The organism is Pseudomonas sp. BF-B-26 (genome assembly GCF_019956495.1).
Taxonomy (GTDB): domain Bacteria; phylum Pseudomonadota; class Gammaproteobacteria; order Pseudomonadales; family Pseudomonadaceae; genus Aquipseudomonas.
In genome coordinates this window covers 1-15,072 of record NZ_JAHBDP010000003.1, presented here as the reverse complement: position 1 = coordinate 15,072, position 15,072 = coordinate 1, and the positions used below count along the sequence as shown (strand labels likewise).

General features: G+C 59.5%; 13 protein-coding genes and 1 rRNA gene. 11 read left to right on the top strand and 3 right to left on the bottom strand.

The genetic code is table 11. The annotated features are described in order from the left end of the window. The first annotated feature begins 4 nt into the window (after positions 1 to 4). A 5S ribosomal RNA gene (gene rrf / locus KGB03_RS00240) occupies positions 5 to 120 on the top strand. Between the two features lie 115 nt (positions 121 to 235). On the opposite strand, the gene KGB03_RS00235 is transcribed toward rrf, so the two are convergent. Beyond that, positions 236 to 1,159, bottom strand: a complete 924-nt coding sequence (locus KGB03_RS00235; protein WP_218535381.1) for a TIGR03571 family LLM class oxidoreductase — start codon at positions 1,157 to 1,159, stop codon at positions 236 to 238. A gap of 274 nt (positions 1,160 to 1,433) precedes the next feature. On the opposite strand from KGB03_RS00235, the gene mrdA reads away from it, so the two are divergent. Next, on the top strand, positions 1,434 to 3,326 hold the full coding sequence (gene mrdA, locus KGB03_RS00230) for a penicillin-binding protein 2 (RefSeq protein ID WP_008145469.1): 1,893 nt from the start codon (positions 1,434 to 1,436) through the stop codon (positions 3,324 to 3,326). A 14-nt stretch (positions 3,327 to 3,340) separates the two neighbouring features. Here mrdA and KGB03_RS00225 read toward each other — a convergent pair whose 3' ends face one another. After that, positions 3,341 to 4,300 (bottom strand): LysR family transcriptional regulator, encoded by a 960-nt coding sequence (locus tag KGB03_RS00225; RefSeq protein WP_192410382.1) that lies wholly within the window; start codon positions 4,298 to 4,300, stop codon positions 3,341 to 3,343. Positions 4,301 to 4,456: 156 nt separating this feature from the next. Here KGB03_RS00225 and KGB03_RS00220 point away from each other — a divergent pair, with 156 nt between their 5' ends. The 7 genes from KGB03_RS00220 (at position 4,457) to KGB03_RS00190 (ending at position 11,338) form a co-directional block, all read left to right on the top strand. Next, positions 4,457 to 5,758 (top strand): MFS transporter, encoded by a 1,302-nt coding sequence (locus tag KGB03_RS00220; RefSeq protein ID WP_223525837.1) that lies wholly within the window; start codon positions 4,457 to 4,459, stop codon positions 5,756 to 5,758. Then, positions 5,755 to 6,510: a class II aldolase/adducin family protein gene (locus tag KGB03_RS00215; protein ID WP_218535388.1), complete on the top strand. Its 756-nt coding sequence runs from the start codon at positions 5,755 to 5,757 to the stop codon at positions 6,508 to 6,510. The genes KGB03_RS00220 and KGB03_RS00215 overlap by 4 nt, the downstream gene beginning before the upstream one ends. Next, positions 6,507 to 7,448, top strand: a complete 942-nt coding sequence (locus tag KGB03_RS00210; protein ID WP_223525836.1) for a 2-hydroxyacid dehydrogenase — start codon at positions 6,507 to 6,509, stop codon at positions 7,446 to 7,448. The genes KGB03_RS00215 and KGB03_RS00210 overlap by 4 nt, the downstream gene beginning before the upstream one ends. Before the next feature lie 127 nt (positions 7,449 to 7,575). Next, positions 7,576 to 8,955, top strand: coding sequence for an MFS transporter (locus KGB03_RS00205; RefSeq protein WP_192410386.1), 1,380 nt, complete (start codon positions 7,576 to 7,578; stop codon positions 8,953 to 8,955). A gap of 18 nt (positions 8,956 to 8,973) precedes the next feature. After that, positions 8,974 to 9,366 carry a RidA family protein gene (locus tag KGB03_RS00200; RefSeq protein WP_008145457.1) on the top strand — a complete coding sequence of 131 codons (393 nt, stop codon included), beginning with the start codon at positions 8,974 to 8,976 and terminating at the stop codon, positions 9,364 to 9,366. Further along, positions 9,359 to 9,979, top strand: coding sequence for an RraA family protein (locus KGB03_RS00195; protein ID WP_192410387.1), 621 nt, complete (start codon positions 9,359 to 9,361; stop codon positions 9,977 to 9,979). Before KGB03_RS00200 ends, KGB03_RS00195 begins: the two co-directional genes overlap by 8 nt. A gap of 48 nt (positions 9,980 to 10,027) precedes the next feature. Next, on the top strand, positions 10,028 to 11,338 hold the full coding sequence (locus KGB03_RS00190) for an OprD family porin (protein ID WP_223525835.1): 1,311 nt from the start codon (positions 10,028 to 10,030) through the stop codon (positions 11,336 to 11,338). Positions 11,339 to 11,347: 9 nt separating this feature from the next. On the opposite strand, the gene KGB03_RS00185 is transcribed toward KGB03_RS00190, so the two are convergent. After that, positions 11,348 to 12,280, bottom strand: a complete 933-nt coding sequence (locus KGB03_RS00185; RefSeq protein WP_192410389.1) for a LysR family transcriptional regulator — start codon at positions 12,278 to 12,280, stop codon at positions 11,348 to 11,350. A 162-nt stretch (positions 12,281 to 12,442) separates the two neighbouring features. Here KGB03_RS00185 and KGB03_RS00180 point away from each other — a divergent pair, with 162 nt between their 5' ends. After that, a complete protein-coding gene (locus KGB03_RS00180) occupies positions 12,443 to 13,753 on the top strand; it encodes an MFS transporter (RefSeq protein WP_223525834.1) in 1,311 nt (436 codons plus the stop codon). 24 nt (positions 13,754 to 13,777) lie between these two features. Further along, a complete protein-coding gene (locus tag KGB03_RS00175) occupies positions 13,778 to 15,007 on the top strand; it encodes a Zn-dependent hydrolase (RefSeq protein WP_218535398.1) in 1,230 nt (409 codons plus the stop codon). Positions 15,008 to 15,072: the final 65 nt, after the last annotated feature.

Sequence of the window (15,072 nt, the reverse complement as noted above, 5' to 3'; positions counted from 1 at the left end):
ATTTCTTGACGACCATAGAGCATTGGAACCACCTGATCCCATCCCGAACTCAGCAGTGAAACGATGCATCGCCGATGGTAGTGTGGGGTTTCCCCATGTGAGAGTAGGTCATCGTCAAGATTAAATTCCGAAACCCCTATCTGCGTATGCAGGTAGGGGTTTTGTTTTTCCCGAAAGAAAGTGTCGTGGCAAAAAAGGGACAGCCCATCGGCTATCCCTGGTTCCAGCAGCATCGTTAGTGAAACTTCGGCAGAACGTATTCAGCGATCTCTTCAATAACCTCGGCAACCGGTCGTTCGCTACGACGCAGATGTAAGCCAACGTGCTGCACACCGGCGTCACGCAAAGCCTGAAGCTCATCAATCAATGCCAGCCTCCCGCAGCTGCCGCCAAAACGTACACGTCGCATCGGTGCATGAGGATTGGCCGCCAGATCCAGGTGAACGAAGCTGATGTAGGGTTTGTCGCCACCGACCTCCCGCCACAGTCCCGCTCGGCGCCGATGCTCATCCGGAGTGCCAGGGTAGGCGAGCCAGCCATCCATATGTTGGCCAATCCACGCCGGGGATTGCTGACCAAGACCTGCAACCAGCAATGGCACCGGCTGATCTCGCTTCGGTAACAGGCGAGCACCTTCCGGCAGGCGGCCTTCACCTTGGCTTCGCAACAACTCGACCGTATCGCGAAAGATCTCTCCCCGCTGATCGTAGTCCACACCAAATAACGGATACTCCATAGGTCGGTCGCCACTGGCCACACCCAATAGCAGACGCCCATCACTCAGTTCATCAACACTGTTGGCTGCCTTGAGCGTTAACCAAGGTTGACGTAGCGGTAATACAACCGCCGCTGTCCCCAGCATGATGTTGTCGGTGATTCCAGCCAGGTAGCCAAGATAGGAAAAGGTTTCGAACACCTGTGCCGCATCACCAAATTCGGGATCATAAACCGGCACATCGCGTACCCACAGAGCACTGAAACCAGCCTTGTCTGCGAGGCTTGCCATAGCGGCGTGCTGCTTCAGGTCCGGAACACCAAACGGCCGCTCCTCGGCAATTCGCTGTCGCTGCCCATCGCTGGACCAATCGTTATCCAGCGGCAGTTCAAGCCCAATGGAAAATCCATTGGAACCCAGTAAACGCTGAAATCGTGGATGCATGAAAGACTCCAAAAAAACCAAACGGAATGACATGCACCCAGTATCTACAGGCCCTTCTTCAAGAAAAATGCATGAATGGGAATATCAATCTTGAGCAAAACGCACGAGTTATAAAAAAAGCCGACCGTCGTTTTGGCCTTCAAGGACAACCGTTAGAGGAAATCGCATTAAAATGACCGTCCGGTTTTTGGTATGGTGCAGCTCGTTTTTTTAACGGACTGAATTCAAGTCTACGGATTGGCGCCCCCCTTTAAGTCAAAGAGCTGCTGCAGAAATGCCCCAACCGATACCCATCAAGGACCACGAAAAAGAGACGCGCCTGGTCAACAAAAGACTGATGGCTTGCGCCCTGTTCGTTGTTGCCATTACCTGCGCGCTGGTCGTGCGCATGTATGTCCTGCAGGTGGTCGAATTTGATTATCACTCGACGATCTCTGAAAACAACCGGGTCCACGTCCTGCCGATTACCCCCACGCGCGGATTGATCTACGACCGCAACGGCGTGGTTCTGGCGGACAACCGTCCCAGCTTCAACCTGACCATCACCCGCGAACGCGCCTCCGATGTTAAAGAGGAGCTGGATGAAGTTGTCAGCCTCCTGCACTTGCCGACAGAAGATCGAGCGCTGTTCGACAAGGCAATGAAGCAGACCCGACATCCATTCGTGCCGGTCACCTTGTTCTACGAGCTCAGCGAAGAACAAATCGCGGTGTTGGCGGTCAACGAGTTCCGTCTGCCAGGGATCGACGTAGAGCCGCAATTCGTTCGCCACTACCCGATGGGCGCGCACTTTGCGCATTCGATCGGCTACGTCGGCCGCATCAACGAGAAAGAATCCAAAGCTTTGGACACGGTGGAATACCGTGGCACTCAATCGATCGGCAAGACCGGCATCGAAAAATTCTACGAGTCGCAGTTGCACGGCCAAGTGGGTTACGAAGAGGTCGAAACCAACGCTCAGGGCCGGGTCCTGCGAGTGCTCAAGCACACTGATCCGATCCCAGGCAAAAACATCGTACTGAGCCTCGACGTCAAACTTCAGGAAGCCGCCGAGGAAGCCTTGGGTGATCGTCGCGGTTCGGTGGTCGCACTCGATCCGTCGACCGGCGAAGTGCTCGCGATGGTCAGCAAGCCAAGCTTCGACCCGAACCTGTTCGTTACCGGGATCAGCTTCAAGGAATACGCAGCGCTCCACGACTCCATCGACCGGCCGCTGTTCAACCGAGTACTACGCGGTCTCTACGCACCGGGTTCGACCATCAAGCCGGAAGTGGCCATTGCCGGCCTCGACGCCGGCGTCGTTACCCCGCAGACCCGTGTCTTCGACCCCGGTTATTACCAACTCCCGGACTTCGATCACAAGTACCGCAACTGGAACCACAGCGGCGATGGCTGGGTGGACATGGACGCGGCGATCATGCGCTCCAACGACACCTACTTCTACGACCTGGCCCACAAGCTGGGCATCGACCGACTGCATGACTACATGGCCATGTTCGGCCTCGGCGAGAAAGTCTCGCTGGACATGTTCGAAGAGTCTGCGGGCCTGATGCCATCGCAAGCCTGGAAGCGTGCCACGCGCCGTCAGGCATGGTTTCCGGGTGAGACCGTGATCCTCGGCATCGGCCAGGGTTATATGCAGGTCACTCCATTGCAGCTCGCCCAGGCTACTGCACTGATCGCCAACAAAGGTGTGTGGAACCGGCCGCACCTGGCCAAAACGGTGGACGGTGTTGCGCCAGTGGATGAGCACCCAATTCCAAACATCCTGTTGAAGGACCCGCGTGACTGGGAGCAGGTCAACCACGGCATGCAAATGGTAATGCACGACGCTCGCGGGATTGCGCGGGCGGCAGCGCTGGGCGCTCAGTACCGCATCGCCGGCAAGAGTGGTACGGCGCAAGTGGTGGCGATCAAACAGGGCGAGCGTTACAACCGGGCGAAAACCCTGGAGCGTAACCGCGACAACGCCTTGTTCGTCGGTTTTGCCCCGGCCGAACATCCGAAGATTGTCATCTCGGTGATGATCGAAAACGGTGAGGCCGGCGGTCGCGTCGCCGGTCCCGTAGTGCGGCAGATCATGGATGCCTGGTTACTCGATCAGGACGGTCACTTGAAGCCGCAATACGCTACACCGAGCAAAGCACCGGGTGACCCTCACGTCTAATCTCGATCAAGGCTTCACAGCACAGGCTCACGGATACTGAGCATGTGCTGGAAGCTTTCGAGGAACACGGTTTCGGCCTGACTCATCTTCTGCTCGCGATTCCACAGTAGCTGGATATCGAAATCCACCACCCCATCTTCCGGCGGCAAGCGCCAGAGCAAACCTTGCTCGACATCCCTTCGTACCAGGTGCGTCGGCAGGCAGCCAATGCCGAATCCTGAGCAGATCAAGCGATAAATCTCTTCGAAACTCGTCGATGAAGCGACGATCTTGCCGGTAAAGCCTTGCTGGTCGCGGAACAATGTCAGGGGTGAAAGATTGCCCCCGAGTTGGTCACTGGTGAAGCTGACAAAGTTCTCCGCCGCAAGCTCTTCCAGGGTCAGATTCTCTTGCCCGAACAACCGATGACGCTGCCCACAAAAGTACGCATACGTCTCACGAAACAGTACTCGCTGCTCCAGTCGCGGCTGCGGTAAACGGCACAGCCCGACGCCAACGGTCGCCGTCTTTTGCAGCAGTGAACTGATGATGTTCGAGCTGCCCATCACTTCGACTTCAAACTCGATTTTCGGATGGGTTTCGTGGAAATCGGCGAGGAACTCGTCGTAATGCCGTGCTTGCACGCCGCTGACGGTAAGGATGCGAATCTTGCCGACCACGTCGTCGTTACGACTTTCCACCACCGTACCCAGTCGTGAAATATCTCCGTAAATATCCGCCGCAATGCGCAGGACTTCCTCCCCGGTTTCCGTCAGATCAAACCGTCGCCCGCTACGGGCAATCAACACACATTCCAATTGTTCTTCCAGCCGTTTCAGTGCCTGGCTGACGGCTGACTGCGTGATGTGCAATCGCGCGGCGGCCCGGCTCATGCTGCCTTCCTGGCCGATCACCAAATAGGTGCGCAGCAGGTTCCAGTCGAGGCGGTCATTCAGAAAGCGGCGACCGACCCAAGGGTTAGAAGTGGAGGGCATAAAACTCCTGGTAGTAGCAGGGCTAATAGTAAAGATAAGAATTTGAAAATTGACTAATCCTGGCACGGAAGCGATAAAGCTAACAAGCGCCACAGAGTGCAACCCGTAAACAGCCTTCAGTACCTGCCCAAAACTATAAATACACAGGGTCCTTGCATGCACACTACCCCTCAACCGCGTCGAGCGGCGGCGGCAGCCTTCATTGGCACGACCATCGAGTTCTACGACTTCTACATCTATGCCACGGCGGCCGCGCTGGTGCTCGGGCAAGTGTTCTTTCCCAGCCACGACCCGGTGATGAGTACCCTGGCAGCGTTCGGCAGTTTCGCCGTCGGCTTCATCGCTCGCCCGATGGCCGGCATGGTGTTCGGTCATCTGGGTGATCGCCTCGGTCGTAAGAAAATGCTGCTGGTGACCATGGCCCTGATGGGGTTGGCGACCGCCGGAATCGGTCTGTTGCCGAGCTACGCCAGCGCCGGTATCTGGGCGCCGATCGGTCTGATTGTGCTGCGTTTGATCCAGGGCATTTCGGTCGGTGGCGAGTGGGGCGGGGCGGTGTTGATGGCCAGCGAGCATGCACCGGCCAAGCGCAAGACGTTCTATGCATCATTCGCGCAACTCGGCAGCCCGGCCGGTTTGTTGCTGGCGTTGATCGCCTTTCGTCTGGTGACTTCCCTTGAGCCAGAGGACTTCCTCGCCTGGGGCTGGCGTCTGCCGTTTCTCGCCAGCGGTGTGTTGATGATGGTCGGCCTGATGATCCGTTCAGGGGTTCACGAGTCGCCGGAATTCGCCAAGGCCCGGGACAACAACGAGACTTCCAAGTACCCGGTGAAGGACGTGATCCTTACCTGCTGGCGGCAGATCCTGTTTGCTGCCGCTGCCGTGACCATCGGTTCGGCCGGGTTCTTCTTTACCAACACCTTCATGATCACCTACGTCACCCAGTATCAGGGCATCGCACGTTCGACGATTCTCGATTGCCTGTTCCTGGTGACCGTCATTCAGCTGCTCTCGCAACCGCTCTCCGCATTGCTGGCCGAGCGTATTGGCGAAGGCCGCTTCCTCAAACTCGTCGCGTTGCTGTGCATGGTCACGCCGTACCCGATGTTCATGCTAGTGGGCACACAGAACATTGTGTTGATGACTGTCGGCATTGCACTGGCGGTGGTGATTCTCTCAGCGCTGTACGCGGTGATCGCCGGTTACATGACCCAGGCGTTCCCGGTGCACCTGCGCTACTCGGGCATTTCTATCGCCTACCAACTCAGCTGCGCGCTGGCCGGCGGCACCACGCCGCTGATCGGCACGCTGCTGGCGAGCAAGTTTTCCGGACAATGGTTGCCGTTGGCGGTGTTCTTCACCTTGCTCTCGGCCCTGTCCTTGATCGGTGTTTGCGGCCTGGCCCGCCTGCGCGCCAACCCGGTCGTCACCCACGCTGCTAAAGAGGTGTATTCGTGAGTAAACCTGAACACATCGGCCCGGTTGAATGGCAAGCCCGTTGCGAGCTGGCTGCGCTGTATCGCCTGGTCGCGCACTTTCGCATGACCGACCTGATCGACACCCACATCACCCTGCGAATTCCGGGGCCTGAGCATCATTTCCTGATCAACCGCTACGGGGTGATTTTCGACCGCATGCGCGCCTCGGACCTGGTGCGTATCGATCAGGACGGACGAGTCGTTGACCCGGCATATGAAGGTCATCGGGTCAACGCCGCCGGCTTCGTCATTCACTCGGCGATCCACATGGCCCGCCCGGACCTCAACTGCGTGATTCACACTCACACGGCTGCCGGCATGGCGGTAGCCGCCCAGAAGCAAGGCTTGCTGCCGATCAGTCAGCACGCGCTGAAGTTCTACGGCAAGTTGGCGTATCACACCTATGAAGGCATCGCGCTGTCGCTGGATGAGCGCGAGCGGTTGATTGCCGATCTGGGGCCGCACCGGGCGATGATCCTGCGCAATCATGGACTGTTGGTCGGTGGTTCCGGCGTGGCCCAGGCGTTTCAGGAGATTCACTTCCTGGAGCGTGCCTGTCAGGCGCAAGTTGCGGCGTTGTCCGGTGGTTCGGCGTTGCATTACCCATCCCCGGAAGTCTGTGCACACACCGCCGAGCAGTTTGACCGAGATGAGCAGGACAACATCATCGACCTGGCCTGGGAGGCCGCCCTGACCCTGATCGAATCCCAGCGCGAGTCTTACTTATCGTGAAAACCGTCACCAACACCATGGTTCTGCTGTCCCGCGACAACCTGCTGCTCAAGCAACTGCAGGCAGCCTTTGCCCGCAGTGCGCCGCAACTCAAGGCAGTTCTGGCCAATGATCCGCAGGCTGCATACGCGCAGATTGCCGCGTGCTGGTTTCCCTTGCCGGGCAGCCTCGCCGCATTGCCGAACCTGCAAGTCATTCACTCGGTGGCCGCCGGCATCGATCACCTCGATCACGACCCGTCGTGCCCGGATCTGCCGATCTGCCGAGTGGTCGATCCCGGCCACCGCCAAGGCATGACCGAGTACGTGCGCTGGGCGGCGATTCACTATCACCGCGGCTTCGATCAGGTGCTGTTGCAGCAACAGGACCAGCGTTGGGAGCGGCCGCTGCAACGGGCGGCGGGGCAGTTCAAGATCGGAGTGATGGGGCTTGGGTCGTTGGGCAGCGCGATTGCCCAGGACCTGGCCGCCGCCGGTTACGACGTGCGTGGCTGGGCGCGCCGCAGCAAGGACTTGCCGGGCGTACAGACGTTCGCCGGTGCGGAAAAACTGAACCCGTTTCTCGATGGATTGGAATTGCTGATCAACCTGTTGCCGCTGACCAGCGAAACCCGCGGCATCCTCGGCAGTGCAACGTTCGAGCGGCTCGCCAATGGCGCCGCGCTGGTCAATTGTGGTCGCGGCGGTCATCTGAATATCGACGACCTCGAACAGGCCCTGGCCCGAGGAAAACTGCGCGGCGCTTTGCTGGATGTTTTCGAACAAGAACCGCTGCCGGTCGATCACCGTCTCTGGGCAATGCCCGGCGTCACCATCACCCCGCACATGGCGTCCGCAGCCTCCCATGACTGTATCGCTGAACAAGTAGCAGAGAACTTTCGCCGTTTAAATAGCGGAGAACCGTTATTGAATTGTGCGGACCGAACACTCGGTTATTAATAATAAAGCGCCTTGCAAACTCGCCCATTGAGTTGGGCGACATATAACAACAATCCCTTATCTCAAACGTTTTACTGCCAGTTAAAACAATTACATATGAGTTCTTGATGAACTCCTGGAGACAGTAATGAGCGATCTATCGCCTGTAGAAAAGTCCGGCGCACCTCCGGAAGTTGCAATTAGCATGAAGAAAGTTGCCGTGGCCAGTGTGATCGGCACCACGGTGGAATGGTACGACCTGTTTGTGTTCGCCACGGCTTCGGCGCTGGTGTTCAACAAAGTGTTCTTTCCGGATTTCGATCCGTTGATCGGTACATTACTGGCCTTCGGTACGTTTGCTTCGGCCTACCTGGCCCGGATTGTCGGCGCGGCACTGTTCGGTCATTTCGGTGACCGCTTGGGACGCAAGTCGATGTTGTTGGTTTCACTGTTGACCATGGGTGCCGCTACGTTCGCCATTGGGTTATTACCTAACTACGCGGCCATTGGTATCTGGGCGCCGATTCTGTTGTTGCTGCTGAGGGTGATTCAAGGCCTGGCGTTGGGCGGCGAGTGGGGCGGTGCGGTGCTGATGGCCGTAGAACATGCGCCCGCCAACAAACGCGGTTTGTACGGCTCGTGGGTACAGATCGGCGTCCCGGCCGGGACCATGATTGCCAACCTGGCTTTCCTGCTGATTGCCGCGTGGCTGTCCCCTGAAGACCTGTTGGCCTGGGGCTGGCGTATTCCGTTCCTGGGCAGCGTACTGCTGATCGCCGTGGGCTTGTACATCCGCTTGAACATCTCTGAAACCCCGGCCTTCAACAAGGTCAAGGAAGCCGAGGTGCAGGTGAAAATGCCGCTGGCGGAAGTCTTCCGCAAGTACTGGAAACAAGTGGTGCTGGGCGGGATCGCCACCATGTCGACCGGGGCGTCGTTCAACATCATCGTTGCCTTCGGCCTGACGTACGGCACGCAGAATCTGGGTTTCAGCCGCAGCGTGATGCTCGGCGTGGTGTTGCTGTCCTGCGCCTGGTGCATCGTCATGTTGCCGGTGTTCGGCGCGCTGTCGGACCGTTACGGACGCAAACCGATCATCGTTGCCGGCATCGTCGCCGAAGCGTTGGTCGCGTTCCCGATGTTCTGGTTGATGGACACCAAAGAGTTGCCCTGTGTGATCTTCGGCTACCTGCTGTTGATGACCGCGTTCGCGGCCAACTACGGACCGATTGCAACTTTCCTTGCCGAACTGTTCGGCACTCGAGTGCGTTATTCCGGGTTGTCGATCAGCTACATGTTGTCCGGTCTGCTTGGCAGTGCGGCGACGCCCATCGTCACCACTGCATTACTGGCGGCGACCGGCAAAGGCTCTTCGGTGGCCTGGTACATGATCGGCGCGGCGTTGATTTCGTTGGTGGCGCTGTTGTTGCTGACCGAGACCTTCAAGCGAGACATCAGCGACGTCCCAACGGCAGTGCCAGCCGCTGATCCAGCTCTCGGCAAACCGATCAAATCGGCCGCTGCCTGATTAATGGAGTTCAACAACATGCGCAGAATTCAGTCAGCCCCGGGCTTCATCGGCCCGGTCGGCCCTTACTCCCAAGCGGTGGTCAGTGGCCACCTGGTGTTCACCGCCGGGCAGATCCCGGCCCAGAGCGGGCTCGATGACCAGCCCGCTGATTTCCCCGAACAAGTGCGACAAACCTTGCGCAACCTGGAAGCGATCCTGATTGAAGCCGGGTCCGATTTCAGCCACGTGATCAAGGTCAACGCGTACCTCACCGATCCCGCACAACTGGAGCCGTTCAACGCGGTGTATCGCGAGTTTCTCGGCCATGCACCGCCGGCACGCACCACGGTGTGCGTGGCGTTGTGGGGCGTGTCGCTGGAAATCGACTGCGTCGCCGAGTTGATTGCCAAGGAGGCGCAACATGGATGAATCGCAGCTGATCGAGCAGCTCAACGCGGTGAGTTTTCCAACCCTCGGGCATTTTCTCGAGGAGGGCTTTGCCGACTCGCAGCTGCGGGCCATGGTGCCCAATGTGAAACTGGTCGGCCGTGCGCTGACCCTGAAACTGGTGGGCGCCGATGCCATCGCGGTCAACCAGGCTCTGGCACTGATCAAACCCGGCGATGTGTTGGTGATCGACACCGACGGGGACTGGCAACACGCTCCAGTCGGCGCTGTCACCAGTTGCGCGGCGCGCTGCGCCGGTGCGGTGGGAATCGTGGTGGACGGTGCGGTGACCGACTTGCTCGAACTGCGCGAGGCCGGGTTGCCAGTATTCGCTCGCGGCACCAGCCTGCTGACCACCAAGTTGCATGGCCGTGGCGACAGTCAGATCAATCAGCCGATTCACTGTGCCGGCGTCACGGTGCACCCCGGGGATTTCGTGCTGGCGGACGACAACGGCGTGCTGTTTCTCGATCCGGTCACCGCGCAAAACGTCATCGAGCGTGCGCTGGCATCGGACCGGGCAGAGCCGCAACTGCTGACCCGGTTAATGGCGGGCGAGCCGGTGTCCAGTGTCTTGAGTATCAATCTCTCTTAATGACCGGCAGCCAGCCCCAGAGCTGGCTGCTCAGGAACTTCAAAACCAATGAACAAACAACCGTTGGCACTTATTGCGATCGGCAGTGCGCTATTCAGTCCGTTAAGCATGGCGGACTTTATTAAAGACAGTAAAGCGACCCTCGGGATGCGTAACTATTACTTCAATAACGATAATCGCGATGGCGCCGCGAACCCTTCCAGAACCGAAGAATGGGCGCAGGGTTTCATGCTCAACTATCAGTCGGGATTCACCGAAGGCACCGTCGGCTTTGGTGTCGATGCGCTAGGGTTGCTGGGTATTCGCCTGGACAGCGGTGATGGTCGCCATGTCGGCAGTTCGATGATCCCCAACGATGGCAACGGCGCCGCCGAGCAATGGTCGCGTTTCGGTGCGACGGCGAAGATGCGCGTTGCCCAGACTGAAATGCGTTACGGCACGCTGACGCCGAAGTTGCCGATTCTGCAGGCCAATGACGGACGGCTGCTGCCGCAGACGTTCGAGGGTGGGCAGATCGTCTCCAATGACTTTGAGCATCTAACGCTGACCGGTGGCCATCTCGAACACGCCACGGGCCGTGGTTCCAGCGACAGTACCGGCCTGGCCGTGGCCGGCGGCACTCGGGAAAGCAACGCGTTCAATTTTGCCGGTGTCGATTACAAAGTCACCGATGCGCTTTTGGCGCAGTACTACTACGCCAATCTCGAAGACTATTACCAACAGCATTTCGCCGGTCTGGTGCATAACCTGACACTGGGGGATTTCGGCGCGCTGAAAACCGATCTGCGCTACTTCAATACCTCCGCCGACGGCGCCAATGACTCGGCCAGCGGACGGGCCAGCGGCTACCGCACCAGCGGCTATACGCAGAACGGCGACGGCAAGATCAACAACAATACCTGGAGCCTGGCGTTCACCTGGAGCATCGGCGCTCACGCGCTGATGGCCGGTTATCAGCAGGTGTCCAGTGACAGCGGATTCGTGCAGCTCAACCAGGGTGGTTTGCCGGACAAAGGTGCTGGCGGCGCAAGCGTCTACCTGCTGACCGACCGCTACATCCAGAACTTCACCCGCGCCGGAGAGCGTACCGGTTTCGCCCAGTACAGCTACGATTTCGCCGCCCTTGGCGTGCCGGGGCTCAAGGCTTCGGCGATGTACCTCTCAGGCAGCGGAATCAAAACGGTGGCCGGGCCTGAACAAGAGGAATGGGAGCGCGACCTGAGCCTCGACTACGTGATCCAGAGCGGGCCGTTGAAAAACGTCGCACTGGGTTGGCGCAACGGCATGTCGCGCAGTGAAGCGTCGCGCGATGCGGACCAGAACCGCCTGGTGGTCAGCTACAGCCTGCCGTTGTTCTGATCGGGCCACTCAGTCCAGCAAGCACTGTTGCAGGCTCTCGAGAAAAATCATCTCGGCCCGGCTCATGCGCTGCTCGCGGTTCCACAGTAAATGAATGTCCACATCGGCAATCCCTTCGTGGGGCGGCAGGCGCCAGAGCAATCCGGCGTCGACGTCCGCCGCCACCACGTGCTCGGGCAAACAGCCGATCCCGTACCCGGCGATCACCAGTCGCCGGACTTCTTCCAGGCTCGGTGACGAGGCGACGATCCGTCCGCTGAAGCCTTGCTGATCACGAAAAATCGTCAGCGGCGAGAGCATGCCGCCGATCTGATCGCTGGTGAAACTGACGAAATTCTCCCGCTGCAAATCCCCTTCGGCCACGTTCTGCTGGCCGAACAGCGCATGGTGTTTACCGCAGAAAAATGCATAGCGTTGACGCAGGAACAGCCTTTGTTCCAGGCGCGGTTGCGGGCGCCGATTGAGGCTCAGGCCGAGGGTCGCGGTTTTTTCCTGGAGGGCGCTGACGATGTCGGAACTGCGCATCACGTCGACTTCCAGATCCACTCGCGGATGCTGGCGATGAAAGTCCGCGAGGAAGTCATCGAAGCGCTCCGAAAAGATCCGGCTGATGATCAGCAAGCGAACCTTGCCGATCACTTCGTCGGCCGGTTGCTCGAGCACGCTGCTGACCTGGGACATCTGCCCGTAGATTTCCCCGGCCAGTTCGAAGATCTGTTCGCCGACTTCGGTCAGGGCAAACCGCGGCCCGCGACGGGCGATCAGTTGTCGACCCAGTTGCTCCTCCAGACGCTTCAATGCCTGGCTCACCGCCGGTTGCGTCAGGTGCAGGCGGGCGGCGGCGCGGCTGATGCTCAGCTCCTGACCGATCACCCGGAAGGTGCGCAGCAGGTTCCAGTCCAGACGGTCATTGAGCAGGCGTTGTACATCGCGTTCGGCCATGGCGGCTCTCGATTATAAGCTGGTGTAATAGTTTGCATAATAAATAGAAAATTGACTAATCATAGCCCCGAGACGATAAATCATCTCCAGACAGGCGCCGTCAGAGCGCCTTGATTTTGCAGTTTCACTCCTGCCAAAAAAATAACCAAAGGAGACCGACCCATGAAGCCCCAAGCTTCGCCTCAGCCGCGCCGTGCGGCAGCCGCAGCCTTTATCGGCACCATGATCGAGTGGTACGACTTTTACATCTACGCGACCGCCGCCGCGCTGGTGTTCGGCGCTCTGTTCTTCCCCTCCGACGACAAACTGTTCAGCACCATGGCCGCCTTCGGCACCTTCGCCGTGGGCTTCTTTGCGCGGCCGTTGGGCGGGATTATCTTCGGCCATGTCGGCGATCGCATCGGCCGCAAAAAGTCGCTGATCATCACGTTGCTGATGATGGGCGTGGTCACGGTCTGCATCGGCTTGCTGCCGACCTATGCACAAATCGGCGCAGCGGCGCCGGTGCTGCTGATTCTGCTGCGCATCGTCCAGGGCATCGCCGTCGGTGGCGAGTGGGGCGGGGCGGTGTTGATGGCCGGGGAGCATGCGCCGAAAGGTCGACGCAATTTCTTCGCCTCCTTTGCGCAGCTCGGCAGCCCGGCCGGTTTGATCCTGTCGCTGCTGGCCTTCAGCGCAGTCACCCGTCTGCCGGAAGAAGACCTGATGAGCTGGGGGTGGCGTCTGCCGTTCCTCGCCAGTTCGTTGTTGCTGCTGGTGGGCCTGGCGATTCGTCTGGGGGTGAATGAGTCGCCGGAGTTCCTCGCCAGCCGTGAACTGGCCCGCAAAAGCACACGCAAGGAGCAGGCACCGGTCATGGAAGTCCTGCGCACCGCGTGGCGTCCGCTGCTGTTGTGCATCGGCGCCAACACCCTCGGGATCGCCGGGGTGTATTTCACCAACACCTTCATGATCGCCTACACCACCCAGCAACTCGAACTGCCGCGCTCACTGATTCTTGAGTGCCTGTTTGTGGTGGCGATCATTCAGTTCTGCATTCAACCGTTGGCCGCGTGGGTTGCCGAGAAAATGGGCGCCACCCGATTCCTGTGCCTGGTGTCGTTGCTGGCCATCGCCTCGCCGTACCCGATGTTTGTGCTGGTCAGCTCGGCACAGGCGCCGCTGATCATCCTCGGCATCGCCCTGGCGGTGGTGTGCATGGCGTCGTTCTATGCGGTGATCGCCGGTTACGTCAGCGGCATGTTCGAAACCCGCGTGCGCTACACCGCGATCTCGTTGGCCTATCAGATTTGCGGCGCCGTGGCCGGTGGTCTGACGCCGCTGATCGGCACTCTGTTGGCGCACAAATTCGCCGGCCAATGGTGGCCGATGGCGGTGTTCTACAGCCTGATTGCCGCGACTTCGCTGATCTGTGTCCTGTCCCTTGCCCGTCGCCATGCCAGCGCTGAACGCCTCGAAATGGCTAACGCTTAATTAACGTATTTCCTGGAGTAACTCATGTTGAAAATTAACGGTGAACGCCTCTGGGCGAGTCTGATGGACATGGCCGAAATCGGCGCCACCGCCCGTGGCGGCAGCTGCCGCCTGGCCCTGAGCGATGAAGACAAGGCCGGTCGCGAACTGTTTTCCCACTGGTGCCGCGAAGCCGGCATGACCCTGAGCGTGGACGCCATCGGCAACCTGTTCGCCCGCCGCGCCGGCACCGACCCCGATGCCGCGCCCGTGATGATGGGCAGCCACCTCGACACCCAACCTGAAGGCGGACGTTTCGATGGTGTCTACGGCGTACTCGCCGGCCTGGAAGTGGTCCGTTGCCTGAACGACCTCGGCATCCAGACCCGCAAGCCGCTGGAAGTGGCGGTCTGGACCAACGAAGAAGGCGCACGTTTCACCCCGGCGATGTTCGGCTCGGCGGTGTTCACCGGGATCATGCAACTGGACGCGGCGCTGGCGGTGCGTGACATCGACGGCATCAGCGTTGCCGAGGCGTTGCAACGCACCGGTTACGCCGGCGAGCGCCCGTTGGGCGGCGCGGTGGATGCGTACTTTGAAGCGCACATCGAGCAAGGTCCGATCCTCGAAGACAACGCCAAAAGCATCGGCGTGGTCAGCGGTGGCCAGGCGATTCGCTGGCTCGACGTGCGGGTCGAAGGCATGGCCGCCCACGCCGGTACAACGCCGATGCCGCTGCGCAAAGACGCCTTGTATGGCGTGGCACAAATGATCCAGGCCATCGAAGGCCTGGCCAGTGATTTCACCCCTGAAGGGCTGACCACCGTCGGCGAGTTGAGCATCAATAAATCGTCGCGCAACACCATTCCGGGCTTGGTGAATTTCACCGTCGACCTGCGTCATCACCGCGACGAAGCGATTGAGGCGATGGAGCAGCAAGTCCGCGAGCGGCTTCAGGCGATTGCCGATAGCCGAGGCTTGAACCTGATGATTACGCCGCACTGGATCAGCCCGGCAACACCCTTCGATGCCGAATGCGTGGCGGCGGTGCAGCAGGCGGTGGACGCGCTGGGCTACGCTCAGCAATCGATTGTCAGCGGCGCCGGGCATGATGCGATTCATCTGGCGCGGTTCTGCCCGACGGCGATGGTGTTCATCCCGTGCGTTGGCGGCTTGAGTCATAACGAAGCTGAAGATGTGTTGCCGGAAGATGTGCGTCAGGGCACCGATGTGCTGCTCAACGCCGTCCTGGCCCGCGCCGGTAAAGTCGAATAAAACGCAATCCCTGTGGGAGCGGGCTTGCTCGCGAAGAGGGAGTGTCAGTCGACATCATTGTTGAA